This window comes from Nocardiopsis sp. iso_237, from assembly GCF_056173345.1.
In genome coordinates this window covers 3,991,748-4,015,169 of the sequence record NZ_CM149669.1, presented here as the reverse complement: position 1 = coordinate 4,015,169, position 23,422 = coordinate 3,991,748, and the positions used below count along the sequence as shown (strand labels likewise).

The following is a 23,422-nucleotide window of genomic DNA, read 5'->3' as shown; positions in this document are numbered from 1 at the left end:
GCCAGCACCACCCTGACCAGGGATCGTGTCCCCGGCGGGCGCCCATGGGGGTTCGCGTCGTAGAGTCCTTGGCAAGGGACCCGAACGCGTGGGAGACAACGAGATGTGCACGGTGATCGTCGGTTTCGATCCGGACGCCAGGACACCGCTGGTCGTCACCGCGCTCAGGGACGAGATGCGCTCACGCCCCTGGGCCTGGCCCGCGCCGCACTGGCCCGACCTGCCGAACCTGGTCGGCGGCCGCGACCAGCTCGCCGGAGGGACCTGGCTCGCCGTGGACCCCCAGAAGCGACGGATGGCAGCCCTGCTCAACGGGTGGCCGTGGGACGGCACGATGCCGTGGGAGGGCACCTACCCCGCCAGCCGGGGCGACCTGCCGCTCAAGGCGTTGACCACCCAGAACCGCGACCCCCTCGCGGGTGAGGACCCCACCCGCTACGCGCCCTTCCACCTGCTCGACGCCGACGCGCACAGCGCGACCCTGTACAGCTGGGACGGGCGGTGTCTGGACATCCGTTCCCTTCCCCGGGGCGTGACCACACTGGTCAACACGGGCCTGGACCCCGCCGACCCCCGGGCCGCCCGGCACACTCCGGAGTTCGCCCGGACCCGCCCGGACCCGGACCTGGCGAAGGTCGACACTCCGGAGGGGATCTGGGGGGAGTGGCCCGCCCTCATCGGCAGGGCGGCACACGAGCGGCCCCGCTCGGCGGGCACCACCCCCGGGGGCGACCCCACGGGCCTGATCGCCCACGCGGACCTGGGCGAAGGCCGGGTGTGGGCCACCGGTTCCGTCACCCTCATCGCCCTGGACCGCGACACGGTGCGCTACGCCTTCACCGACACCCCCGCCGCCCCCGAACCCTGGAAGATGATCGACCTCTAGGGGCAGGGGCCCGGGCCGACACGGGGTGAGGCCCCGCTCTGGGAGCGGGGCCTCACGCGTGGAGCCGTGTGTCAGGCCGTCAGGAGGAACGCCAGGACCGCGAGGAGCGTCACCGAGACGAAGGCGGTCAGGGCGATGAGGGCGTTGGAGCGGAAGCGCTCCGCGTCACCGGGGGCGAAGGGGCCGGGATCGGTCGGGTTCATGGCGTCATTCTGCCGTGCGCCCGGTCGCTCTAGGGAGTGTTTTTGGATGCTTTCGCCGGTGGCGGCGGAGCCGCCATCGATGCGAGCGGCCGTCGCCCCTACTGTGCGCTGCTACGCAAGCTCCGCAGCCTCGCACAGCGGGGGCCCGGCAATCTCTCGCAAGCCGTGGAGCGAAGCTGCCCCTACTGTGCGCTGCTACGCAAGCTCCGCAGTGTCGCACAGCGGGGGCCCGCCCGGGTTTGGCTGTCCGAGCTTCATCGGCGCAGCGAGAGGCAGCCTGGTGGTCGCGAGCGCGGAATGATCCAAAAAACACGACCTAGTCCAGCGAGTACACGCGGACGTAGTCCACGCGCATCTCCTGGGGGAGCTGGGTCGTTCCGTCCGGGTAGCCGGGCCAGTCACCGCCCACCGCCACGTTGAGGATCATGAAGAACGGCTGGTCGAACACCCACGGGTTCCCCCGGGTGTCCGCGGCCGTGTAGGTCTGGTAGGCGATCCCGTTCACCGACCAGGTGATCGACCCCGGCCTCCAGTCCACCGCGAACGTGTGGAAGGTGTCCGCGAACGACCAGCCCTGCGGGTGCATGTAGGAACCGGTGAGCGGGCTGCCGCCGAAGTAGCCCGGGCCGTGGAGACTGCCGTGCACCAGGTGGGGTTCGCGGCCGATGTTCTCCATGATGTCGATCTCGCCCGAGTCCGGCCACGGTGTGTTCGGGAAGTTCGAGCCCAGCATCCAGAAGGCGGGCCAGATGCCCTGCCCGCGCGGGATCTGGATGCGGGCCTCCACCCGACCGTACTGGGGCTGCACCTTGTTCTGGGTGGTCATCCGGGCCGAGGTGTAGCTGCCGTCCGCCTCCTGGCGGGCCGTGATGACGAGGTGGCCGTTACCGTCCAGGGCCGAGTTGGCCCGGCTGGACGTGTAGTTCTGGAGCTCGTTGTTGCCCCAGCCGTGGTCACCGGTCTCGTGGTTCCAGTTCGCGGGGTTGGGGGCGCCTCCGGCGGGTCCGTCGAACTCGTCGGACCACACGAGTGTGGCCCGCATGTCGGACTCGGCGGTGGTGGCGGTGGCGGTGGCGGGGGAGAGCAGGGCCGCGGCGGTGATGACCGCCATGAACAGGGCGCGGTGCATGGGCTACTCCGGGGGGAAACGCCACAGGGTGCACCCAGTGTGGTCGCCCTGTGACCATTGGTGTTGAAAAGTTACTTTACGTTTAGTAACCCGGATGTACAAGCGGGGTTTTCTCGGAAGTTTTCCGAAAGCGCGTCATAGGCGCCGTGGTGGACCGTCTACCCCAGGAAAGAGTTCGACGATCCACCGAGGAATCCACCATGCTGAGCGCCCACGCCGTCCCCGCGCCCCTGTTCGACCCCGCCGACCTGGTGGGGCAGTGGGTCCGGGTGAAGGAGGACGGCACCGTCGGGCTGCTGACGTCCGCCGACCACACCGGTTGGACCCTCCGCACGCCGACCGGGACGGTCTCGGCGCGGGGGCGCCTGGCCGCCGAGCCGGTCACCCGCCGGGCCGAGGCCGGGCCGGTCCGCCGCCGCCTGCGCGCCGTCATGGACGACCCGGCCTTCCCGGGCGCCGACGACCTGGACCTCCTCGACCTCCAGCTGGCCGCCCACCCGTGATCACCGGTGCGTCGTGCGCCTTCGGCCGACCCCGGTCTGACCAGGGCGGACGGCGAGGCCGAGGGCACACCGCCGCGTGAGCCACGACCTAAGGAATGCGTAAACCCCCTGCGTGATCGCGGCGTCTCTCTGAGAGACGGCGCACTCGCCGTCGGACACGCGTGGAACGCACGCGTACACAGCAGGGGGCACCACCATGGGCCGAAACGGCAACCTCATCGAATCCGGAGCGTACTGGCTGCTCTACGTCGTCTCCTTCAGCGGCGCCCTCCTGCACTGGCGTCTGGGCAACGAACTCCTGGCGGCGATCTGCGCCGTGACCGCGGTGTTCAGCGTCCTGCTCATCGGACGGGTCCGGATCTTCGCCGCCCCTCAGGAGCGGTGACTATTCCCGCCGCACCTGGGGGGATCATCACCTTCCACGCCACCCGCTATCTGTGCGTTTGTCGCGTGCACGTGCGGATAGGCTTCCCGGTATGCGTTCATGGTCTGCGCCTGACATCGTCCCCCTGCCGGGTTCCGGCGGCCCTCTCCGTATCCACGACACCGCCACCGGACGGATAAGGACGACCGCGCCGGGATCCACCGCGGGTATGTACGCCTGCGGCATCACCCCCTACGACGCCGCCCATCTGGGGCACGCCTTCACCTACCTGACCTTCGATCTGGTCAACCGGGTGTGGCGGGACGCCGGGCACGACGTCAACTACGTCCAGAACACCACCGACATCGACGACCCCCTCCTGGAGCGGGCCGAGGCCACCGGCGTCGACTGGCGCGACCTCGCCCACCGGGAGATCGACGTCTTCCGTGACGACATGGCCGCCCTGTCGATCATCCCGCCCACGTCGTACGTGGGCGTCGTGGAGTCCGTCGACCTCATCAGCGACCTCGCCGTCCGTATCCGCGAGAGCGGCGCCGCCTACGAGGTGGACGGCGACCTCTACTTCTCGGTCGAGGCCGCGTCGAAGTTCGGTGAGATCAGCAACCTCAGCCGCGAGGAGATGCTCGGCCTCTTCGGCCAGCGGGGCGGCGACCCCGAGCGCGCGGACAAGAAGGACCCCCTCGACTGGCTGCTGTGGCGCGCCGAGCGCCCCGGCGAGCCCGCCTGGGACAGTCCCCTCGGTCGCGGCCGCCCCGGCTGGCACATCGAGTGCAGCGCCATCGCCCTGGACCGGCTCGGCCCCTCGTTCGACATCAACGGCGGCGGCAGCGACCTCATCTTCCCCCACCACGAGATGGGCGCGGCCGAGACCCGCTGTGCCACCGGTCAGCCCAACGCCCACAACCACCTGCACGTGGGCATGGTCGGTCTGAACGGCGAGAAGATGTCCAAGTCGCTGGGCAACCTGGTCTTCGTGTCCAAGCTGCGCGAGGAGGGGGTGGACCCGGCTGTCATCCGGCTGGCCATGCTCTCCCACCACTACCGCGCGCCGTGGGAGTGGACCGACGCCGAGCTGCCCGCCGCCACCGAGCGCGCCGAGCGCTGGCGCGCGGCGGTGGCCCTGGGCGCGGGCCCGGACGCGGCCCCGGTACTGGCCGCCGTGCGCGCCGCGCTCGCCGAGGACCTGGACTCCCCGTCCGCGCTCTCGGCGGTGGACGCCTGGGCGAGCGCCGCGCTGACCGAGGGCGGCCCCGACACCTCGGCCCCCGGCCTGGTGCGCACCACCGTGGACACCCTGCTGGGTGTCCGGCTCTAGGTATCCCCACACCTCCGTGCCCGTTCCCGTCCGGTTCGTCAGGGACGGGCACGGAGCCCGGTCTCAGGCCCTGGGCTGGGGTATCCCCGGCCCGGTGGGGGCGGTGAAGTCGGGGAAGCGGACGGTCTCCGCGTCGGGGAGCAGCCGCACCACGGGGACCCCGTTCACGGGGTCGGCCCCGATCCGCTCGAAGTCGTCGAGTCCGTCGGCCACGTCGTGGCCGAGTCCCCGCATCAGCTCGGTCGCCGCGACCGGGTGCTCCTGCGCGTAGTGGGCGAGCACCTGACCGGACTCCCGTGCGGGGAGCGGTTCGGCCACACCCCGCCGACGCCGGTTGCCGATCTGGAACAGCACGCGGGGTTCCGCGCGGACGTTGCGGAACCACTGGGACCGGTCCCCGTACCCGGACGCCACGAGCACGGCCCCCGTGTCGTCGTTGCGGCCCAGCACCTCCAGCACCGCCTGCCGTGCCTCGCCCGTGGAACGCCCCCGGTGGGTGAGCAGGACGAAGCGCCCGCCCAGGAGCGGTCCCAGGCCCAGCCGGTAGATCCAGATCGGAGCGCGGTACAGTGCGCGCCCGAGCGGGTCGCGCGGGGGTTGGGCGAACGTCATCGAGGCCTCCTGAGCTGGGTTCCAGCGCCCGAGTGTAGTGAGCCGCGCGGGGCGGAGGCCGGGACGCCACGCCAACGGTCGGTGCCCGCTGCCATGATGCGGCCATGGACACCAGAGCTGAGATCCTCCACTCGACCGACTGGTCGAGGACCTTCCACGCCTATGGTCCGGCCACCGACGCACCGGAGTTCCTCGCCGGGCTGCTGTCCGAGAAGGAGGAGGTCCGGGAGCAGGCGCTGGGCTACCTGAACAGTGCCATCCTGCACCAGGGGACCGTCTACCCGGCCACCCCGCCCGCCGCTCTGTTCGTCGCCGGTCTGCTGACGGACCCGGTGTCCGACCTGCCGGTGGGGGACCCGTTCGCCGCGGGCTCCCCCGCCGAACCGCTGCGCCTGCACCTGCTCGGATTCCTGGCCGACACGGCCCGCGCGGTCGCGGAGCTGTCCGCCGACCGCTCGCTCTCCGACCTGGACGGGGCGGCCGACCCGGGGGAGCGGCGGGGCGAGCTCGACGCCCTCCTGTCCGGGATGGCCGACGGCGACGCGGAGGGCGACGAGGAGATCTGGGAGGACCCGCTCCTGGACTCGGTGTTCCAGGCGGCCCTGCGTGACCTGCGTCGAGCCGCGCCGGCGCTGCTCGGGGCGGTGCGGCCGCTGCTCACGCACGCGGACGGCCGGGTCCGCCAGCGGGCGGTGACGACCAGCGGCGCCCTGAGCCGACTGGTCGACGCGCCGGTGGACCTGTCGGGCGCCGCGGACCTCGCGGAGAACCGGGACGAGGGGGCGGCGATCGTCCTGGCCCTGGTGGAGGGTGGCCGGGACACTTCCGCCTTCCTCACCCACCCCGACCAGGCGATACGCGCCTGCGCGGCCCTGTCGGAGGGGCTGGCGGGTGACTCCGTGGCACTCGGGGAGCTCCGCGCGGCCCTCGTCGACCCGGCCGCCGCCGACGCCTGGTTCCAGGACCGCCCCGGATACTTCTCCGGTCAGGTCCGGTTCGCGCTGGTCGCCGCCCTGGTGAGCCGTTCCGGGCCCGAGGACGCCGCCGACCTGCTGCCCGTGTTCCGCGCGTTGGCGGCGATGGCCGGTCCGTTCACGTGCGAGGCCGACCTGCGCGGTCTGCTCCGCCTCGCCCTCGGGATCGAGGAGGGGGCCACCGCGTCCGGGGTCGGGAACCCCACCGGGCTCCAGCGCGCCTACCTCGGCGCGGTGGTCGACAACGACCGACTCTGGGGCACGGGTGCCGCGAATCCGGCCCTCGTCCTCCGGAGCCTCGGCCTCCCCACGGACCGCGAGGCCCTGGCGGCCCTGGCCGCCACCCCCTGATGATCGGGGTCCGCATGGGGCACCGATGGGTGACTTGTTCGCCAGTGTCTGGTTCGGTGGTGACGGTGGTGACCACCTGTGGCCACGACATCGCGGAATCGCCACCAACGCGGAGTGGGGCGTGATGGGATGGCGCCCATGACCACGACCACGACCAGTACCCCCACCCGGCCCAGCGCCGCCGCGGAGCTCATCGCTGACTTCGTCTCGACCGGCGGCCGCCTCACCGACCGCGCCGACCTGGCCCGGTTCCTGAGGGAGCACCGACTCGTCACCGAGGGCGCCATCCCCATCACCCTGGCCGACCTCGACGAGGCCATCACGCTGCGCGACGGTATCCGCGCCCTGCTCGACCAGGAGAACGCCCCGGACCCCGAGGCCCTCGGCCGCGCCCAGAAGGTCCTGGACGGGCTGCGCGTCACCGTGCGGCTGGAGCCCGCCGAGCAGGCCGAGTCCCCGCTGGCCCCCGCCGTCGTCGACGAGGTCCGCCGTGGCCTGGCCCGCGTCGCCGGGGCGTGGGCCGCGGTCCTCGCCACGGGCGAGTGGCGCCGCCTGCGCCTGTGAACCCGGCCGCCCCGACCGCTCACGGGCGGGGCGGCCCCTCCGGGCTCAGCCGAACAGCGAGGCCAGCGGACCCCTGCGCGGCCGCTCGGCCAGACGCCGCTCCAGGAAGGCCTCCCACTGGGTGGTTACGTCCTCCAGCCCGTAGTCGGCGGCGGAGGCGAGCGCCTCGGCGCCCATGCGGTGGCGCTCCTCCCGGTCCGACACCAGGCGGTTGAGCGCGGCACCCAGGGCCTCGGTGTCCTGCGGCGGCACCAGCAGGCCGTTGCGGCCGTCGTCGATGATCTCCCTGGGACCGTGCGGGCAGTCGAAGCTCACCACGGGCACCCCCACGGAGAAGGCCTCGATGATGGTCATCCCGAACCCCTCCACGCGCGAGCTGACCGCCAGCAGTGAGGCCTTGGACAGCTCACCGAGCATGTCGGTGGTCCGGCCCATGAGGCCCACGTTGTCCTCCAGGCCGAGGCGCCGCACCGTCTCGCGCAGTTCCTCGTCCCGGTCCCCGCCGCCGTGGATGTGCAGCCGCCACTCCGGGTGCTCCGCCACCACGTGCGAGAACGCCTCCACCAGCAGCGGGTACTGCTTGACCGGGGAGAACCGCCCGGCGGCCGCGATGATCGGCGCCTCCAGGGTGGACCGGGGCGGTTCACCCGGCTCCAGCGCGTTGGGCAGCGCGGTCAGCCAGGCGTCACTGGAACGGAGCAGCTCCTGGTAGGCGGTCCGGTCGGACTCGGTGAGTACGCTCAGGCCGCCGAGCTGCGGGTACACCTTGCTGATCGCCTTGCGCACCTTGGGGTTGTGCTCGCCCAGGTTGAGGTGTTCCTGACCGATGGTCAGGACGCGCGGCGGCGCCCACTCCGCAAGGAGGAGGTTGATCCCGGGGCGGGTCCCGATCACCACGTCGGCCTTGGTGGTGCGCAGGTAGCGGCGCAGACCGGTGACCGCCTCCGGCGTGAAGTTCTTGTTCCGGCGCCGTTCGGGCTCCGGAATGATCTGTTCGGCCTTCCGATACCAATGATCCAGGACCCGTTGTCGGGGGAGTCTGACCCGCGACTCGTCGGTCTCGTCGCTCAGAGGAACGAGGTCGACGTTCGCGTCGGGTGTGAAGAACGGCTTGCGCCGCTTGCGGACCAGACTGACGATCTCCACCTCGTGGCGCGCCGACAGCCCCCGTGCCAGGTTGTGCACGGTCCTGACCGTGCCACCCATGGCGTAGCCGTTGGCGATGACGAATGCGATCCTCACAAGTTGCCCCAGACCCCACCCCGCGCGGTCGGGACGGGCACTTGTCCCAGGCCTCGGAGGATGGCGCCCCGCGCGGTCCCGAGGTGCGCGTACCCCCGTACCGCGCGCTTCGGGAACCTGGCCCAGTTCCCCCGATCCGCGAGCCATTGTCCGCAAGGTATCCATAATGGCCTAAAGATGAGGTAACAGAAAACCGGGACCTCAGTCCCGGTCAGCGGAGGTTCCCGGCCTTCTCAGCCGTCGTCGCGGCGGCGAAGGTAGCGCTCGAACTCCTGGGCGATGGCGTCTCCCGTCGCCTCGGGGAGGTCCACCGTGTCCTTGGCCTCCTCCAGCCCGCGCACGTAGGAGGCGATGTCCTCGTCCTCGGCGGTGAGATCGTTCACCCCGGCCTCCCAGGACACGGACTCCTCGGGCAGGTCGCCCAGGGGGACCTCGGCCTCCACGAAGTCCTGGACCCAGCCCAGGAGCGCCAGGGTCGCCTTCGGGCAGGGCGGCTGCGCCACGTAGTGCGGGATGGCCGCCCACAGCGACACCGTCTCCACGCCCACGGCACTGAACGCCTCGTGCACGGCCCCCACGATCCCGGTCGGACCGGAGTAGGTGGCCGCCTCCAGCCCGAACCTGGCGCCCAGCTCCACCGGGGAGCACATCCCCGTGACCGGGATGGGGCGGGTGTGCGGGGCGTCGGCCAGCAGCGAGCCCAGGACCACGGCGCGCCGGACCCCCAGCTCACGGGCGATGGCCAGCAGGTCCGCCGTGTAGGAGCGCCAGCGCATGTTCGGTTCGGGACCGCTGACCAGGACGACGTCGCGGCGCGCCCCCGGGGGGCGGACCACCCGCACACGGGTGGTGGGCCACTCCATCTCGGTGAGCTTGCCCTCGGTCACCGTCATCCTCGGCCGTGTGACCTGGAAGTCGTAGTAGTCGTCCGGGGCCAGAGCGCACAGCTCGGTGGCGTTCCAGTGCTCGGACAGGTGCGCCACCGCGAGGCTCGCGGCCTCACCGGCGTCGTTCCATCCCTCGAACGCCGCCACCATGACAGGCTCGACGAGCTCGCGGTCGAGCGGGATCATGGGCGGCCCCTTCCTGAAGACGGACCACACCACCCTATGGGGTGCCGAGCCGAGCGAGAAACCGTCGACGGAGACCGTCAACGTTGGCCTCGGGCGCAACTTTGGGACGCCTGTCTCACGTGGCGAAACGCCCATGAGGTACCCTCGCGACCAGCGACTGACCGGGACACCGCTGTCCCCGGACGCCGAACCCGCACCGCCCCGCGTCGCGGGTCGACCCGGCACCGCAGGTCCCCGTGCCAAGCATCACCGGGATCGAGCTGGGTCCCCGCGGTGCCCCGAGACTAGAGTTGTTGAACATGAGAGATCGACGGACGTTCCGTGAAGCACTGTCCCAGCGAGTGATCGTGGCGGACGGGGCGATGGGCACCATGTTGCAGGCGCACGATCTCGACCTCGACCAGTTCGAGGGCCACGAGGGCCTCAACGACATCCTCAACCTCACCCGCCCCGACATCGTGCGGGACACCCACGCCGCCTTCTTCGAGGTCGGCTCCGACTGCGTGGAGACCAACACCTTCTCCGCGAACTACGGCGGCCTCTACGAGTACGGCATCGAGGACCGCACCTACGAGATCGCGGAGGCCGGGGCGCGCATCGCCCGCGAGACCGCCGACGCCTACGCCACTCCCGACCAGCCCCGCTACGTCCTGGGCTCGGTGGGACCCGGAACCCGGCTGCCCACCCTGGGCCACGCGCCCTACACGTTCCTGCGCGACTACTACGAGCGGACCGCGCACGGGCTGATCGACGGTGGCTCCGACGCCATCCTCATCGAGACCTGCCAGGACCTGCTCCAGGTCAAGGCCGCCGTGGTCGGCGCCAAGCGCGCCCGCGCGTCCCTGGGCCGGGACGTGCCGATCATTGCCCAGGTCAGCATCGAGACCAACGGCACCATGCTCATGGGCTCGGAGATCGGTGCCGCCCTGACCTCCCTGGCCCCGCTCGACATCGACGTGATCGGCCTCAACTGCTCCACCGGGCCCGCCGAGATGAGCGAGCACCTGCGCTACCTGTCGCACCACTCGCCCATCCCGATCTCCGTCATGCCCAACGCGGGCCTGCCCGAGCTGGGCCCCCACGGCGCGGTCTACAACCTCTCCCCGGGGGAGCTGGCCGACGCCCACGACACCTTCACCTCCGAGTTCGGGCTCAGCCTCGTCGGCGGTTGCTGCGGCACCACCCCCGAGCACCTGCGCCAGGTCGTCGAACGGGTCCAGGGCCGGGGCCTGAAGAACCGCAAACCGCTGGTCGAGGCCGCGGCGTCCTCCCTCTACCAGAGCGTCCCCTTCCGCCAGGACTCCAGCTACCTGGCGGTCGGTGAGCGCACCAACGCCAACGGCTCCAGGAAGTTCCGCGAGGCCATGCTGGCCGAGGACTGGGACGCCTGCGTGGAGATCGCCCGCGACCAGATCCGCGACGGCGCGCACGTGCTCGACCTCAACATCGACTACGTGGGCCGCGACGGCGTGCGCGACATGCGCGAACTCGCCTCGCGCCTGGCGACCGCCTCCACCCTGCCGCTCATGCTCGACTCCACCGAGCCCCCCGTCCTGGAGGCCGGGCTGGAGGCGCTCGGCGGTCGCGCCGTGGTCAACTCGGTCAACTACGAGGACGGCGACGGGCCCGACTCCCGGTTCACCCGCATCATGCGCCTGGTCCAGGAGCACGGCGCTGCCGTGGTCGGCCTGTGCATCGACGAGGAGGGTCAGGCCCGCACCGCCGAGTGGAAGATCCGGGTGGCCAGCCGCCTGATCGACGAGATCACCGGCGACTGGGGGCTGAGGACCGGCGACATCGTCATCGACTGCCTCACCTTCCCCATCACCACGGGGCAGGAGGAGACCCGCCGCGACGGCATCGAGACCCTGAACGCCATCCGCGAGCTCAAGTCCCGCTACCCGGAGGTGCAGACCACCCTCGGTCTGTCCAACCTGTCCTTCGGCGTCAACCCGGCCGCGCGGATCGTGCTCAACTCCGTGTTCCTGCACGAGGCCGTCCAGGCGGGCCTGGACTCGGCCATCGTGCACGCCTCCAAGATCGTTCCGATCAACCAGATCCCCGAGGATCAGCGCAAGGTGGCGCTCGACCTCGTCTACGACCGGCGCGAGGGCGACTACGACCCCCTGTCGGAGTTCATCGACATGTTCCAGGGGGTCGACGCGAAGGCGATGAAGGCCTCCCGCGCCGAGGAACTGGCCGCCCTCCCGCTGTGGGAGCGCCTGGAGCGCCGGATCATCGACGGAGAGCTCACCGGCATCGAGGCCGACCTCGACGAGGCCCTGACCGAGCGCCCCGCGCTGATCATCGTCAACGACACCCTCCTGGAGGGGATGAAGACGGTCGGTGAGCTGTTCGGCTCCGGCCAGATGCAGCTGCCCTTCGTCCTCAAGTCCGCCGAGGTCATGAAGAAGGCGGTCGCCTACCTCGAACCGCACATGGAGAAGAGCGACGACGACGGCAAGGGCCGCATCGTGCTCGCCACCGTCAAGGGCGACGTCCACGACATCGGCAAGAACCTCGTGGACATCATCCTGTCCAACAACGGCTACGAGGTGGTCAACCTCGGCATCAAGCAGCCGGTGTCGGCGATCCTGGAGGCGGCCGAGGAGCGGCGGGCCGACGTGATCGGCATGTCAGGTCTCCTGGTCAAGTCCACGGTGATCATGAAGGAGAACCTGGAGGAGATGAACTCCCGGGGCCTCTCCGAGCGGTTCCCCGTGCTCCTGGGCGGTGCCGCGCTCACCCGCTCCTACGTGGAGCAGGACCTGGCCGAGATGTTCGGCGGCGAGGTGCGCTACGCCAAGGACGCCTTCGAGGGCCTGCGCCTGATGGACACCTTCATGGCCGTCAAGCGCGGCGAGGAGGGAGCCAAGCTCCCCGAACTGCGCCAGCGCCGGGTCAGGCGCGGGGCCACCCTCAAGGTGACCGAGCCCGAGGAGATGCCCGCCCGCAGCGACGTCTCCACCACCAACCGGGTACCCACCCCGCCGTTCTGGGGCGACCGGATCAGCAAGGGCATCCCGCTGGCCGACTACGCCGCCTTCCTCGACGAACGCGCCACGTTCATGGGGCAGTGGGGGCTCAAGGCCTCCCGTGGCGGCAACGGTCCCACCTACGAGGAGCTGGTGGAGACCGAGGGCCGTCCGCGCATGCGGATGTGGCTGGACCGCATCCAGACCGAGGGCCTGCTGGAGGCCGCGGTCGTGCACGGCCACTACCCCTGTTACAGCGAGGGTGACGACCTGGTCGTGCTGGACGACGACGGAGCCACCGAACGCACCCGCTTCACGTTCCCGCGCCAGCGCAGGGACCGGCACCTGTGCCTGTCCGACTTCTTCCGGCCCAAGGAGTCGGGGGAGCTGGACGTGGTCTCCTTCCAGGTCGTGACCGTGGGGGCCGCGATCAGCCGGGCCACCGCCGAGCTGTTCGAGAAGAACGCCTACCGCGACTACCTGGAGCTGCACGGGCTGTCGGTGCAGCTCACCGAAGCCCTGGCCGAGTACTGGCACACCCGGGTCCGCGCCGAGCTGGGCTTCGCGGGGGAGGACCCCGCCGAGCTGGACGCCTTCTTCAAGCTCGGGTACCGGGGCGCCCGCTTCTCGCTGGGGTACGGCGCCTGCCCGGACCTGGAGGACCGCGCCAAGATCGTCCGGCTGCTGGAGCCCGAACGGGTGGGGGTGTCGTTGTCCGAGGAGTTCCAGCTCGTTCCGGAACAGGCCACCGACGCGATCGTCATCCATCACCCGGAGGCGACATACTTCAACGTCTGACCCGCTGAGGTGTGGGCCCCGCCGACGAAGGACCACGGCGGGGCCCTCCCCATGGGTCAGCACCACCGGCCACCCACCACGCCACGAGTCGAGATGAGCGAATTGAGCACAGTGAGTTCCGAAGTGACCGAGACCGCCGCCCCGGTGGAACGCCGTCTCCAGGCCGTCCTGCTGGACATGGACGGCACCCTCATCGAGAGCGAGCACCTGTGGGGTGAGGCCGAGGCCGAGCTGGTCGCCGAACTGGGCGGCGAGTGGACCGAGGTCGACCACGCGGCCAACGTGGGCAACGCCGCCGAGCCGGTGGGCCGTTACATCATCGAGCTGACCGGGGCCGACCACCTCACCCCGCGCCAGGTGGCGGACCTGCTCTACGACCGCTTCCGCGCCAAGCTGGAGGGCGGGGCCGAGCTGCGCCCCGGCGCCAAGGAACTGGTGACCATGCTGGCCGAGGCCGGGGTCCCGGCGGTCCTGGTGACCTCCACCGAACGCACCCTGATCGAGACGGCCATCGGCGGCATCGGCCTGGAGAGCTTCGCGGACTCGGTCGCCGGTGACGAGGTGGACGCGAACAAGCCCCACCCCGACCCGTACCTGAGGGCCGCGCGCCGCCTCGGCGTGGACCCCGCGCGCTGCGTCGCGGTGGAGGACTCGGTGGTGGGGGTGGCCTCCGCCGCCGACGCCGGGTGCGTCACCGTCGCGATCCCCAACCACGTGGAGATCGAGCCCCGTGACGGCGTGGTCTTCCGGGACAGCCTGGTCGGCGTCGACCTGGAGTGGCTGGAGTCGCTGGTCTCCGGCGCCTGAGCGCGGACCGCCGGTCCTCCTCGTTCCCGTTGTCCCACGCGTCATCCGCCCCGCACGCGCCCGGTCCCTTGGTGACCTGCCCGCGGGTGGGTAGCGTGGGGCGGGGGAGCGGGCCGCACGGCCCCCGACCGCCGTCTCCGGCCGGGCGCGCCCGGGGTGTTCGGCGGACACACGCCCTAGGGGATCGGCCGGATGTGCGTTCGGACGCGGGATGGGAGACTGGTCGCATGCCTGAGACTTTGAGTGAGAACGTCGGTATGGGGCTGGGGGCGGCCCTGACGGCGGTCGGTTTCGTCATCTCCTACTTCGTGTGGCGGAGGAAGGGCGCGGCCTACGGCCTGCGCGGCGTCGCCTGGTCGCTGTTGCCCGTGATCGCGGGCCTCCTGCTGCTGATGGACGTGGTGTTGCAGTTCGTCCTCGGCGTGCTGGGCATCCTGCTGACGATGGCCTTCAAACTCCAGTCGTGGGTCGGCCTCGGCCTCGCCGTGCTGATGGTGGTCCTGTACGTGGTATCGGGGTTCATGAAGTCCAGGGGCATCGGGGTCAGGCCCGGTGCGCGTCCCGAGGACAAGGCGCGGGCCAGGACGGAGGACGGGGGAGCCCCCGCGGCCGGGGCCGCGCCGACACCCGCGGGCCAGGTCAACGCCCCGAAGCAGACCAAGGCGCCCGCCGCCGACGACGACTTCGACGACATCGAGGCGCTGCTGCGCAAGCGCGGCATCGAGTAGCCGACACCTTCTCCGACGACGAGGGCGGTCCCGCGAATGCGGGGCCGCCCTCGTCCGCGCTCGGGGTGCGGCACCGGGGGTTGTGGCGCGGAGCGCACCCCTGAGTGGCCTGCTTCACGTTGAGGAATCTAGCGGGTACTCACAGTTTCATAGCACTTGCCATAGAACCTATGGATCGGGATGGTTCGCGCGGTTTTGACCGTATCGTTGGCGGGGGCGCGTTCCGGTCTTGTGCCAGCTCAGCCCTGGTCGTCCGATGAATACGTGCTTTGCGTGGTTTGTGGGCTTTAGTCGTCATGTGGGTTGTTTGTTAGCGTTTGTTACGTTTTGGCTACACAGGCAGACTTTGGACGACATGCACTCAAAGGGCGAGTAAATTGGTCGCTGTGTAACATCCCGGGCGGAAAGGTCCGTGATTGTGCCCAACCTCTCAACGGTCGGGCACGTCGCGTGCCAGTACCGACGAGACGGGCCACCCTCTCGCCCCGTCGGTCCAACGCCCACGCCAGCCAGAGTCGAGAACCGGCAGGCCCCACCGTGAGACCCGGAAGGGTCACCCCCCAAGTGGCTCACGCGTGGGATCAGTCCCCTCGGCCAGAAGCGTATGAGTGGAGAGTGGTGGCCTGATGAGCGCGCCCTCGCATGCCCCTGAGTCGGCCGAGCCGGTCGACTCGGAACCCGGCGCGACGGCCTCGGGTCGCAGCGACGCCGACAATCGGTCCCTGAGGCAGATCGCCTGGCAACGACTGCGCCGCGACAAGGTCGCCATGGTCTCCGGCCTGGTCGTGGTCCTGCTCATCCTGGCCGCGATCTTCGCGCCCTTCCTGGTCAAGCTGTTCGGGCACCCGCCCACCCAGTTCCACCAGGACCTGATCGACCCGAGCCGTCGCGTCCCCTACCTCGACCCCGAGAACCCGGACGCGGGCATCGACCGCTGGGGCGGCATCAGCTCCGACCACCTGCTGGGCGTCGAGCCCACGACCGGTCGCGACCTGTTCAGCCGCATCCTCTACGGTGCCCAGATCTCCCTGCTGGTCGCGTTCCTGGCCACGCTGGTCTGTGTCGCCCTGGGCACCCTGCTCGGCATCATCGCCGGCTACATGGGCGGCTGGGTCGACACCCTCATCAGCCGCGCCATGGACATCTTCCTGGCCTTCCCGCTGATGCTGTTCGCGATCGCCCTCGTCGGCGTCATCCCCGACGGCGTCCTCGGCCTGACCGGCAACGGGCTGAGAATCGGCGTCATCGTCTTCATCATCGGGTTCTTCAACTGGCCCTACATCGCCCGCATCGTCCGCGGACAGACACTCGCCCTGCGCGAGCGCGAGTTCGTCGAGGCGGCCAAGAGCCTCGGCGCCAGCAACCGGCACATCCTCCTCAAGGAGATCCTGCCGAACCTGGTCACGCCGATCATCGTCTACTCCACGCTCCTGATCCCCACGAACATCCTGTTCGAGGCGGCCCTGAGCTTCCTTGGCGTCGGCATCAACCCGCCCACGCCGAGCTGGGGCAAGATGCTCTCCGAAGCGGTGCCCTTCTACCAGACGGCGCCCTACTTCATCATCTTCCCCGGTCTGGCCATCTTCATCACCGTCCTGGCGTTCAACCTCTTCGGTGACGGCCTGCGCGACGCCTTCGATCCCCGGACCTCGGACTGACCCGAGCCCGCGCGGGGAGGCCCGTCTCCCGCCCCGCACGGACAGCGGTCAACCCATCGTCCGACCATCCCCACACCAGGTTCAGAGAGGTACTTCCTTGATGAAGCGCACCCTCGGATTCGTCGCGCTCGGCGCGGCGGCGTCCCTCTTCCTGTCCGCCTGCGGCGGCGCCGCCACCGGCGGCGGCTCCGACTCGGCCGGCAGCTTCGACCTCGGCTCCACCGAGGTCGTCAACGCCTCGGACAAGGCCGGAGGCACGCTCAAGTACGCGCTCGCCGCGGACTTCGACTCCACCGACCCGGGCAACACGTACTACGCGTTCAACTGGAACTTCTCCCGTTACTACGCCCGTACGCTCCTCGCCTTCAACCCCGAGCCGGGCGACAAGGCCACGGACCTGATCCCCGACATGGCGGCGGACCTGCCGGAGCCGAACGACGACTTCACCGAGTGGACCGTCAAGATCCAGGAGGGCCTCAAGTACGAGGACGGTACTGAGATCACGGCCCAGGACATCAAGTACGGCATCGCCCGCTCCAACTTCAACGGCGGCGTGTTCACCGAGGGCCCGCAGTACTTCAAGGCCCACCTGGACCAGGACGACCACAACGTCTACGACAACGGTGACGACCCGCTCGCGGGCTTCGACTCCATCGAGACCCCGGACGACCACACCCTGGTCTTCCACCTCAAGGACTCGTTCGCCGAGTTCCCGAACGTGCTGACCCAGCCGCAGACCGCCCCGGTGCCGATCGAGGCCGACCGCGAGGCCCTGTACCAGGAGAAGGTCGTCTCCTCCGGTCCGTACAAGTTCGACGGCCAGTACGAGCCCGGCGTCAAGCTCAACCTGGAGCGCAACGAGCACTGGGACGGCGACACCGACCCCGTCCGTCAGGCCCTGCCCGACCGCATCGAGGTCGAGATCGGCGTCTCCCAGGACGAGATCGACGAGCGCCTGCTCAGCGGTGAGCTCGACGTGGACCTCGCCGGCACCGGCGTGGGCCCGGCGATGAACGCCCGCCTGCTCGACGACGAGGCCGCCCAGGGCAACCTGGACAACCCGTACTCCGGCGCCCTGCGCTACGTGAACATCCACCTCCCGATCATCGAGGACGTGGCCTGCCGCCAGGCGATCATGTACGCCGCCGACCGCGACAGCATGTGGCGCGCCTGGGGCGGCGCGACCGGTGGCGACCGCGCCACCAGCCTGCTCCCCCCGGCCATCCCGGGCTCCGACGTCGAGTCGGACCTGTACCCGTCCGAGGACCACAAGGGTGACCTGGACAAGGCCCAGGAGAAGCTCGACGAGTGCGGCGAGTCGGACGGCTTCAAGACCAACATCGCGGTCCGCACCGAGCGCGAGAAGGACGTCCAGACCGCCGAGGCGCTCCAGCAGTCGCTCTCCCGCGTCGGCATCGACGTCGAGATCAAGTCGTTCCCGTCCGGGGACTTCTTCGGTCAGTACGCCGGTTCGCAGGACTACGTCCGTGAGAACAACATCGGCCTGAGCGTCTCGGGCTGGGGCCCGGACTGGCCGAGCGGCTACGGCTTCGCCTCCAAGATCACGCACGGCGACGCGATCATGGAGACCGGTAACTTCAACACCTCCGAGCTCGACGACCCCGAGATCAACGGTCTCTGGGACGACGCCCTCAAGACCGAGGACCCGGAGGAGCGCGCCGAGCTCTACTCCAAGATCGACACCCTCGTGATGGAGAACGCCGCCATTCTGCCGGTGGTCTTCGACAAGACGCTGATCTACCGCTCCGACGAGCTGACCAACGCCTACTACCACCCCGCGTACATGATGTACGACTTCATGGCGCTGGGCGTCGACCGGGGCTAGGTCCCGAACTACCAGCCTGAACTAGTACGAGAAGGCAGGTGAAAGCGGCGGGGAGCCCGAGGCGATCCCTCGGGTGTCCCCGCCGCCGACCGCGATGCTGAATTATGTTCTCCGCCGCCTTGGTGCGGGTCTCTTGCTTCTCGCCGTCGTCACGGCGGTGACCTTCTGGATCTTCTACGTCCTCCCCAGGTGGGCGGGCGTCACCCCGCACGGCATGGCGGCGATGTACGTGGGCAAGGCGCCCACTCCGGAGGCGCTCGACGCCACCGTGGAGCGCCTTGGCCTCGACCAGCCCGTCGCGGTCCAGTTCATCGACTTCATCCGCACGCTGCTGTTCGGCCAGGAGTTCACCTTCGGCCGTGAGACGGTCGAGTGCGCGGCCCCGTGCCTCGGCTACTCCTTCACCACGAACTCGCCGGTGCTGCCGCAGCTCCTGGACCGGCTCCCCGTCACCCTGTCCCTCGGCCTCGGTGCCGCGGTGATCTGGGTCGTCGGCGGTGTGGCCGTCGGTGTGCTCTCCGCTGTCAAGAAGGGCAGCATCTTCGACCGCCTGGCCATGGGCGTCGCCCTCATCGGCGTCTCCCTGCCCATCTACTTCACCGGTCTGCTCGCCCTCGCCTTCCTGGTGCACGAGTGGGGCCTGTTCCCGGTCTCGCGCTACGTGCCGTTCACCGAGAACCCGGTGGCCTGGTTCCAGGTCATGTTCCTTCCCTGGGTGACGCTGGCGTTCCTGCACGCCGCCCAGTACGCGCGGCAGACGCGCGCGGGCATGCTGGAGACCCTCAACGAGGACTACATCCGCACCGCCCGGGCCAAGGGCCTGAGCGAGCGCAAGGTGATCTTCAAGCACGCCCTGCGTCCCACCCTGACTCCCATCGTCACCATCCTGGGTCTGGACATCGGCATGGTCCTGGGCGGCGCGATCCTCACCGAGACGGTGTTCTCCCTCAACGGTGTGGGTGCCTACGCGATCACCTCGATCGTGGCCAAGGACCTGCCCGTCGTCCTGGGCGTCACGCTCATGGGCGCGGTGTTCATCGTCGTCTGCAACCTGATCGTCGACCTCCTCTACCCGGTCGTCGACCCCCGGGTGCGCATCGCCGGGTAGGGCGCGCCGCACACGCCCCAGCGCGCCGAGCGCTGACTCCAGACCAGCTCTACTGAAGGAAATGTGACATGGCCTCGACCGGACCGGCATCGGCTGCCTCTGACGCAGTCGTGCGCGTGGATGACCTGCGGGTGACCTTCCCGACGATGGACGGCGACGTCCACGCGGTGAAGGGTCTCTCCTTCGAGGTGCCCGCCGGTGGCGCGCTGGGCATCGTGGGTGAGTCGGGTTCCGGCAAGAGCGTGACCTCGCTGGCGCTGATGGGCCTGCACCGGGGCAGCCGCGCCCGGATCACCGGGGCCATCGAGGTGGCCGGGCAGGACGTGGTGACCGCGAGCGACAAGAAGCTGCGCTCCATGCGCGGCAACGACATCGCGATGGTCTTCCAGGACCCGATGCAGTCGCTGCACCCGCAGTACACGATCGGCAACCAGCTGGTCGAGGCCTACCTGGTGCACCACCCCAAGGCGGGCAAGGCGGCCGCGCGGCAGCGCGCGGTGGAGGCGCTGGAGCGGGTCGGTATCCCCGAGCCCGCCAAGCGGATCAACTCCTACCCGCACGAGTTCTCCGGCGGTATGCGCCAGCGCGTGGTCATCGCGATGGGTCTGATGTGCGACCCGAAGGTGCTGCTCGCGGACGAGCCGACCACCGCGTTGGACGTCACCGTGCAGGCGCGCATCCTCGACCTGCTGGACGAGCTGCGCCGCGACCTCAACATGGCGCTGATCCTGGTCTCCCACGACCTCGCCGTCGTCGCCGGTTCCGTGGACGAGGTGGTGGTCATGCGGCACGGCCAGGCCGTGGAGCGCGGTGACGTGCGCCGGGTGCTGTCGGCCCCCGAGCACCCCTACACGCAGGCGCTGCTGGCCGCCGTGCCGCGGGTGGAGATGTCGCGGGCCGAGCGCCGCGCCCAGGACCGCGCCGACCGCGTGGAGCGGGAGAAGCGCGAGGGCACCGTCACCGAACCGGGTGGCTTCGAGGCCTTCGTCCCGGCCTCGACCGAGGGCGAGCCGCTGCTCCGGGTGCAGGACGTGGCCCAGCGCTTCAAGGTGCGCGGTGGCATGTGGGGCAAGGCGACCGACTTCTGGGCGGTCAAGGGCGTCAGCTTCGACCTGTACAAGGGTGAGACCCTCGGCGTCGTGGGGGAGTCCGGTTCCGGGAAGAGCACGCTCTCCAGGATGGTCATGCGGCTGCTGGAGCCCACCGAGGGCACGGTGGAGTTCGAGGGCCGGGACATCACGCACATGTCCGAGCGGGGACTGCGTCCGCTCCGCCGTGACGTGCAGATGGTGTTCCAGAACCCCTACTCCTCGCTGAACCCGCGTCTGACCATCGGTGAGAGCATCGGTACCGCGCTGCGGGTCCAGGGAGAGCGGGACGGCAGGAAGATCCGTTCCCAGGTCCAGGAGCTGCTGGAGCGGGTGGGCCTGGAGCCCAACCACTACAACCGGTTCCCGCACGCGTTCTCCGGCGGTCAGCGCCAGCGCATCGCCATCGCCCGTGCGCTGATCCTCAAGCCCAAGCTCATCATCTGCGACGAGCCGGTCTCGGCGCTGGACGTGTCCACCCAGGACCAGGTGCTGCGCCTGCTCTCGGAACTCCAGGACGACTTCGGCCTCACCTACATCTTCGTCGCCCACGACCTGGCCGTCGTGCGCCAGGTCAGCGACCGCGTCGCGGTCATGCGCAAGGGCGAGATCGTCGAGATGGGTGACAGCGACTCCGTCTACGAGAACCCGCAGAGCGACTACACCAGGCAGCTGCTCACCGCCGCCCCCGTTCTGGACCCCGACGAGGCCCGCGACCTGCGGGCGGAGCGCGTCGCCAGGCGCGCGGCCGACGCCGCGGCCTGACCGCTGCCGCTGTGACGGGGCCCCGGCCGCTGGAGGACAGTGGCCGGGGCCCCGTGTTCTAGGAGGGCTTGCGGAGTTCGGTGACGCAGTCGCGGTACTTGTCGACGGTGTACCGGCCGTCCGGGCCCCACGAGGTGCGCTGTCCGGTGACCTCCAGCCCCGCCTCCCGGGCCCAGCGGGCGAAGGCCTCGGGTGAGACGTCCGAGCGGTTGCCGTCGTCGCGCCACCGGCGCTGGCTCAGCCACCGTTGGGCGATCCTGCCGGGGCGGCCCGCGCGGCGGTTCACCGGGGCCAGCCGCAGAGACCAGTCGGGCTTGCCCGCGTGATGGATCACCGCGGTCGCCCCCGGTTCCATGACCCGGGCGGCCTCCCCGAGATAGCCGACGATCACGTCCGGCTCCAGGTGGACGAAGACGTCGAAGGACCACACGAACGCCACGGACGCGTCCGGAACCGGCTCCATCGAGTACCCGGGGGTGTGGTGGACGTTCAGGCCGTCGCGGTCGGCGAACCGCTCACGGCAACGGTCCAGACAGCTCTCGTTGACGTCCACGATCCAGACACCGGAGGACCGCTCCAGGAGGTGCTCGGTCCAGCGGCCGTGTCCCGGGCCGACCTCCAGGGCGGTGCCCCGGGACGCCCCCGGGACGAGCAGTTCTTCGACCAGTCCGGCCTTCCACTCCTCGTAGGGCTGGCCGCAGTACGCCGCCATGTGGGCCCATTCGTCTCCGTCCCGCTCCCACGAGTGCGTGCCGCCCCAGGTCCGGCGATTCCAGTCAACGGTGGGCATTTCTCTTTTCCTCCTGGGGGTGGCCTGCGTTCGTGCTGGTGAATCGACTCGAATCCTATCTTCGCGCCAGGTGACCGCCCCTTTGGGAAGGAGAGGTCATTCTTTGTTCGGGTTTATGATGCTTTCCTGGAACCGGTCCGCCGAGGCTTTTCGTGTGCGGGAGAATGCGCTGACCGTGTACCGGGCAGGAAGCCCGGATGGGCGCACTGGTGTTGGTCAGGCACGGACAGACCGAGTGGAGCAGGGTGGGTCGGCACACCGGCCGCACCGACCTGCCACTGACCGAGGAGGGCGAGCGGCAGGCGCGGTCGGTGCGTCCGATGCTGGCGGACCGGCGGTTCGCGCTCGTGCTCACGAGCCCCCTCGGCCGGGCCGTGCGCACCGCCGAACTCGCCGGACTCGGCGGCGCCGAGACCCACTCCGATCTCGTGGAGTGGGACTACGGGGCCTACGAGGGGATCACCACCCGCGAGATCCACCGGGAGCGGCCCGACTGGAACCTGTGGACCGACGGGGTGCCCTCGGGCGCCGAGGGGTTCCCCGGAGAGAACCCGGAACAGGTGGGGGCGCGGGCCGACCGCGTGCTCGACCACCTCTCCCGCGCGCTGGAACGAGGCGACGTGGCCCTGGTGGCCCACAGTCACCTCCTGCGCGTACTCACCGCCAGGAGGTTGGGACTGCCGCCTTCGGGCGGAGCGCTGTTCCGACTCGACACCGGTTCGGTCAGCACACTCGGAACGGAACACGGGCGCCCCGTGCTGACCTCCTGGAACCGTTCCTGGGAACCATCGGATTGATCACCGGAAAAGGATCGGGCGCGAGGAAAAGGTGATTTCGGGTTTTATGCGCACCGGTGTTCTGGGTACGGTTCCCGTGGATGGACATCGAAGCGCGAACAGGAAACGTACTCCCGATCCCTCGTCCACGCCCCGCTCCCGATGACGGACCCCCGCCCCGCTCGCTCCCGCCCCCCGACCCTCGCCACCCCAACCACCCCGGGCCGTAGGGAGTGTTCGTCGGACACACGCCCCCGCCCGGCCGGTCGCCCGTGTCGGACCCTCTCCCGGCGCGGACGCCCGCCGCCGGGTCCGCGCAGGTCCCGGATAGCCGCCACAATGGAGGGATGTCGAAGCGCGCCCCACGTCACCAGCCGTCCCCGACCGCCGACCGCCCCTGTCCCTGCGGCAGGACGAGGACGTACGGCCAGTGCTGCGGAAGACTGCACGACGGTTCCACCGCGGCGGCCACCGCCGAGGACCTGATGCGCTCGCGGTACAGCGCCTTCGCCGTCGGTGACGAGGCCTACCTGCTCCGATCCTGGCACCCGGACACCCGCCCGGCCGACGTCGGACTGGATCCGGCCACCGAGTGGGTCCGGCTGGAGATCCTCTCCACCGGGGAGGGCACCCCCTTCCACAACGAGGGGACGGTCGAGTTCCGCGCCCACTACCGGGAGGGCGGACAGACCGCGCGGCTGCACGAGCGGAGCCGGTTCCTGCGCCACGGGGGCGCGTGGGTCTACGTCGACGCCCTGTAGGGCCCGTGTTCCGGGCCCGTGACCGGGCGGACACGGGGCGTCGGTGCGAGACGGTAGGAAGGAACCGCGCACACCTCCCGACCGA

21 protein-coding genes are annotated in these 23,422 nt (G+C 70.2%); 15 read left to right on the top strand and 6 right to left on the bottom strand.

What is annotated here, in order from left to right; all coding sequences use genetic code 11:
* Positions 1–103: 103 nt before the first annotated feature.
* Positions 104–886, top strand: a complete 783-nt coding sequence (locus tag AC0VYM_RS18390) for an NRDE family protein (protein ID WP_475463102.1) — start codon at positions 104–106, stop codon at positions 884–886.
* A 71-nt stretch (positions 887–957) separates the two neighbouring features.
* On the opposite strand, the gene AC0VYM_RS18385 is transcribed toward AC0VYM_RS18390, so the two are convergent.
* Positions 958–1,089: a hypothetical protein gene (locus tag AC0VYM_RS18385; RefSeq protein ID WP_475453816.1), complete on the bottom strand. Its 132-nt coding sequence runs from the start codon at positions 1,087–1,089 to the stop codon at positions 958–960.
* Between the two features lie 316 nt (positions 1,090–1,405).
* A complete protein-coding gene (locus tag AC0VYM_RS18380; protein WP_475453813.1) occupies positions 1,406–2,218 on the bottom strand; it encodes a glycoside hydrolase family 16 protein in 813 nt (270 codons plus the stop codon).
* Positions 2,219–2,418: 200 nt separating this feature from the next.
* Here AC0VYM_RS18380 and AC0VYM_RS18375 point away from each other — a divergent pair, with 200 nt between their 5' ends.
* From AC0VYM_RS18375 to mshC, 3 genes are all read left to right on the top strand, one after another.
* The gene (locus tag AC0VYM_RS18375; protein ID WP_475453811.1) at positions 2,419–2,721 is read left to right on the top strand and encodes a hypothetical protein; all 303 of its coding nucleotides are present in this window, start codon (positions 2,419–2,421) and stop codon (positions 2,719–2,721) included.
* Positions 2,722–2,917: 196 nt separating this feature from the next.
* Positions 2,918–3,106: a hypothetical protein gene (locus AC0VYM_RS18370; RefSeq protein WP_475453808.1), complete on the top strand. Its 189-nt coding sequence runs from the start codon at positions 2,918–2,920 to the stop codon at positions 3,104–3,106.
* Between the two features lie 91 nt (positions 3,107–3,197).
* On the top strand, positions 3,198–4,421 hold the full coding sequence (gene mshC / locus AC0VYM_RS18365) for a cysteine--1-D-myo-inosityl 2-amino-2-deoxy-alpha-D-glucopyranoside ligase (protein WP_475453806.1): 1,224 nt from the start codon (positions 3,198–3,200) through the stop codon (positions 4,419–4,421).
* Between the two features lie 63 nt (positions 4,422–4,484).
* On the opposite strand, the gene AC0VYM_RS18360 is transcribed toward mshC, so the two are convergent.
* Positions 4,485–5,033 (bottom strand): nitroreductase family deazaflavin-dependent oxidoreductase, encoded by a 549-nt coding sequence (locus AC0VYM_RS18360; RefSeq protein ID WP_475453803.1) that lies wholly within the window; start codon positions 5,031–5,033, stop codon positions 4,485–4,487.
* 104 nt (positions 5,034–5,137) lie between these two features.
* Here AC0VYM_RS18360 and AC0VYM_RS18355 point away from each other — a divergent pair, with 104 nt between their 5' ends.
* Positions 5,138–6,358 carry a hypothetical protein gene (locus tag AC0VYM_RS18355; RefSeq protein ID WP_475453800.1) on the top strand — a complete coding sequence of 407 codons (1,221 nt, stop codon included), beginning with the start codon at positions 5,138–5,140 and terminating at the stop codon, positions 6,356–6,358.
* 138 nt (positions 6,359–6,496) lie between these two features.
* Complete coding sequence (locus AC0VYM_RS18350) at positions 6,497–6,922, top strand: ABATE domain-containing protein (RefSeq protein WP_475453798.1); 426 nt, start codon at positions 6,497–6,499, stop codon at positions 6,920–6,922.
* 45 nt (positions 6,923–6,967) lie between these two features.
* Here the strand turns inward: AC0VYM_RS18350 and AC0VYM_RS18345 are convergent, their stop codons facing one another.
* Together AC0VYM_RS18345 and AC0VYM_RS18340 are read right to left on the bottom strand one after the other, a co-directional pair.
* Positions 6,968–8,164 carry a glycosyltransferase family 4 protein gene (locus AC0VYM_RS18345; protein WP_475453795.1) on the bottom strand — a complete coding sequence of 399 codons (1,197 nt, stop codon included), beginning with the start codon at positions 8,162–8,164 and terminating at the stop codon, positions 6,968–6,970.
* A 233-nt stretch (positions 8,165–8,397) separates the two neighbouring features.
* Positions 8,398–9,237 (bottom strand): PAC2 family protein, encoded by an 840-nt coding sequence (locus AC0VYM_RS18340; protein ID WP_475453792.1) that lies wholly within the window; start codon positions 9,235–9,237, stop codon positions 8,398–8,400.
* A 299-nt stretch (positions 9,238–9,536) separates the two neighbouring features.
* Between AC0VYM_RS18340 and metH the strand changes: the two genes are divergently transcribed.
* From metH to AC0VYM_RS18305, 7 genes are all read left to right on the top strand, one after another.
* The gene (metH, locus tag AC0VYM_RS18335; protein WP_475453790.1) at positions 9,537–13,010 is read left to right on the top strand and encodes a methionine synthase; all 3,474 of its coding nucleotides are present in this window, start codon (positions 9,537–9,539) and stop codon (positions 13,008–13,010) included.
* A gap of 93 nt (positions 13,011–13,103) precedes the next feature.
* Positions 13,104–13,817 carry an HAD family hydrolase gene (locus AC0VYM_RS18330; protein ID WP_475453787.1) on the top strand — a complete coding sequence of 238 codons (714 nt, stop codon included), beginning with the start codon at positions 13,104–13,106 and terminating at the stop codon, positions 13,815–13,817.
* A 227-nt stretch (positions 13,818–14,044) separates the two neighbouring features.
* On the top strand, positions 14,045–14,545 hold the full coding sequence (locus tag AC0VYM_RS18325; RefSeq protein WP_475453785.1) for a cellulose synthase: 501 nt from the start codon (positions 14,045–14,047) through the stop codon (positions 14,543–14,545).
* Positions 14,546–15,171: 626 nt separating this feature from the next.
* A complete protein-coding gene (locus AC0VYM_RS18320; protein WP_475453782.1) occupies positions 15,172–16,203 on the top strand; it encodes an ABC transporter permease in 1,032 nt (343 codons plus the stop codon).
* A 97-nt stretch (positions 16,204–16,300) separates the two neighbouring features.
* Positions 16,301–18,049 carry an ABC transporter substrate-binding protein gene (locus AC0VYM_RS18315; protein ID WP_475453780.1) on the top strand — a complete coding sequence of 583 codons (1,749 nt, stop codon included), beginning with the start codon at positions 16,301–16,303 and terminating at the stop codon, positions 18,047–18,049.
* A 94-nt stretch (positions 18,050–18,143) separates the two neighbouring features.
* Positions 18,144–19,157 (top strand): ABC transporter permease, encoded by a 1,014-nt coding sequence (locus AC0VYM_RS18310; protein ID WP_475453777.1) that lies wholly within the window; start codon positions 18,144–18,146, stop codon positions 19,155–19,157.
* A gap of 68 nt (positions 19,158–19,225) precedes the next feature.
* The gene (locus tag AC0VYM_RS18305) at positions 19,226–21,010 is read left to right on the top strand and encodes an ABC transporter ATP-binding protein (RefSeq protein ID WP_475453774.1); all 1,785 of its coding nucleotides are present in this window, start codon (positions 19,226–19,228) and stop codon (positions 21,008–21,010) included.
* Positions 21,011–21,068: 58 nt separating this feature from the next.
* Here the strand turns inward: AC0VYM_RS18305 and AC0VYM_RS18300 are convergent, their stop codons facing one another.
* On the bottom strand, positions 21,069–21,800 hold the full coding sequence (locus tag AC0VYM_RS18300; protein WP_475453771.1) for a class I SAM-dependent methyltransferase: 732 nt from the start codon (positions 21,798–21,800) through the stop codon (positions 21,069–21,071).
* Between the two features lie 197 nt (positions 21,801–21,997).
* Here AC0VYM_RS18300 and AC0VYM_RS18295 point away from each other — a divergent pair, with 197 nt between their 5' ends.
* Positions 21,998–22,597, top strand: coding sequence for a histidine phosphatase family protein (locus tag AC0VYM_RS18295; RefSeq protein WP_475453768.1), 600 nt, complete (start codon positions 21,998–22,000; stop codon positions 22,595–22,597).
* A gap of 326 nt (positions 22,598–22,923) precedes the next feature.
* Positions 22,924–23,337: a YchJ family protein gene (locus AC0VYM_RS18290; RefSeq protein WP_475453765.1), complete on the top strand. Its 414-nt coding sequence runs from the start codon at positions 22,924–22,926 to the stop codon at positions 23,335–23,337.
* Positions 23,338–23,422: the final 85 nt, after the last annotated feature.

Bases quoted from the DNA above. Each gene is read 5' to 3' on its own strand.
- AC0VYM_RS18390 (WP_475463102.1), top strand. From the start codon at position 104: ATGTGCACGGTGATCGTCGGTTTCGATCCGGACGCCAGGACACCGCTG.
- AC0VYM_RS18385 (WP_475453816.1), bottom strand. From the start codon at position 1,089: ATGAACCCGACCGATCCCGGCCCCTTCGCCCCCGGTGACGCGGAGCGC.
- AC0VYM_RS18380 (WP_475453813.1), bottom strand. From the start codon at position 2,218: ATGCACCGCGCCCTGTTCATGGCGGTCATCACCGCCGCGGCCCTGCTC.
- AC0VYM_RS18375 (WP_475453811.1), top strand. From the start codon at position 2,419: ATGCTGAGCGCCCACGCCGTCCCCGCGCCCCTGTTCGACCCCGCCGAC.
- AC0VYM_RS18370 (WP_475453808.1), top strand. From the start codon at position 2,918: ATGGGCCGAAACGGCAACCTCATCGAATCCGGAGCGTACTGGCTGCTC.
- mshC (WP_475453806.1), top strand. From the start codon at position 3,198: ATGCGTTCATGGTCTGCGCCTGACATCGTCCCCCTGCCGGGTTCCGGC.
- AC0VYM_RS18360 (WP_475453803.1), bottom strand. From the start codon at position 5,033: ATGACGTTCGCCCAACCCCCGCGCGACCCGCTCGGGCGCGCACTGTAC.
- AC0VYM_RS18355 (WP_475453800.1), top strand. From the start codon at position 5,138: ATGGACACCAGAGCTGAGATCCTCCACTCGACCGACTGGTCGAGGACC.
- AC0VYM_RS18350 (WP_475453798.1), top strand. From the start codon at position 6,497: ATGACCACGACCACGACCAGTACCCCCACCCGGCCCAGCGCCGCCGCG.
- AC0VYM_RS18340 (WP_475453792.1), bottom strand. From the start codon at position 9,237: ATGATCCCGCTCGACCGCGAGCTCGTCGAGCCTGTCATGGTGGCGGCG.
- metH (WP_475453790.1), top strand. From the start codon at position 9,537: ATGAGAGATCGACGGACGTTCCGTGAAGCACTGTCCCAGCGAGTGATC.
- AC0VYM_RS18330 (WP_475453787.1), top strand. From the start codon at position 13,104: ATGAGCGAATTGAGCACAGTGAGTTCCGAAGTGACCGAGACCGCCGCC.
- AC0VYM_RS18325 (WP_475453785.1), top strand. From the start codon at position 14,045: ATGCCTGAGACTTTGAGTGAGAACGTCGGTATGGGGCTGGGGGCGGCC.
- AC0VYM_RS18320 (WP_475453782.1), top strand. From the start codon at position 15,172: ATGAGCGCGCCCTCGCATGCCCCTGAGTCGGCCGAGCCGGTCGACTCG.
- AC0VYM_RS18310 (WP_475453777.1), top strand. From the start codon at position 18,144: ATGCTGAATTATGTTCTCCGCCGCCTTGGTGCGGGTCTCTTGCTTCTC.
- AC0VYM_RS18305 (WP_475453774.1), top strand. From the start codon at position 19,226: ATGGCCTCGACCGGACCGGCATCGGCTGCCTCTGACGCAGTCGTGCGC.
- AC0VYM_RS18300 (WP_475453771.1), bottom strand. From the start codon at position 21,800: ATGCCCACCGTTGACTGGAATCGCCGGACCTGGGGCGGCACGCACTCG.
- AC0VYM_RS18295 (WP_475453768.1), top strand. From the start codon at position 21,998: ATGGGCGCACTGGTGTTGGTCAGGCACGGACAGACCGAGTGGAGCAGG.
- AC0VYM_RS18290 (WP_475453765.1), top strand. From the start codon at position 22,924: ATGTCGAAGCGCGCCCCACGTCACCAGCCGTCCCCGACCGCCGACCGC.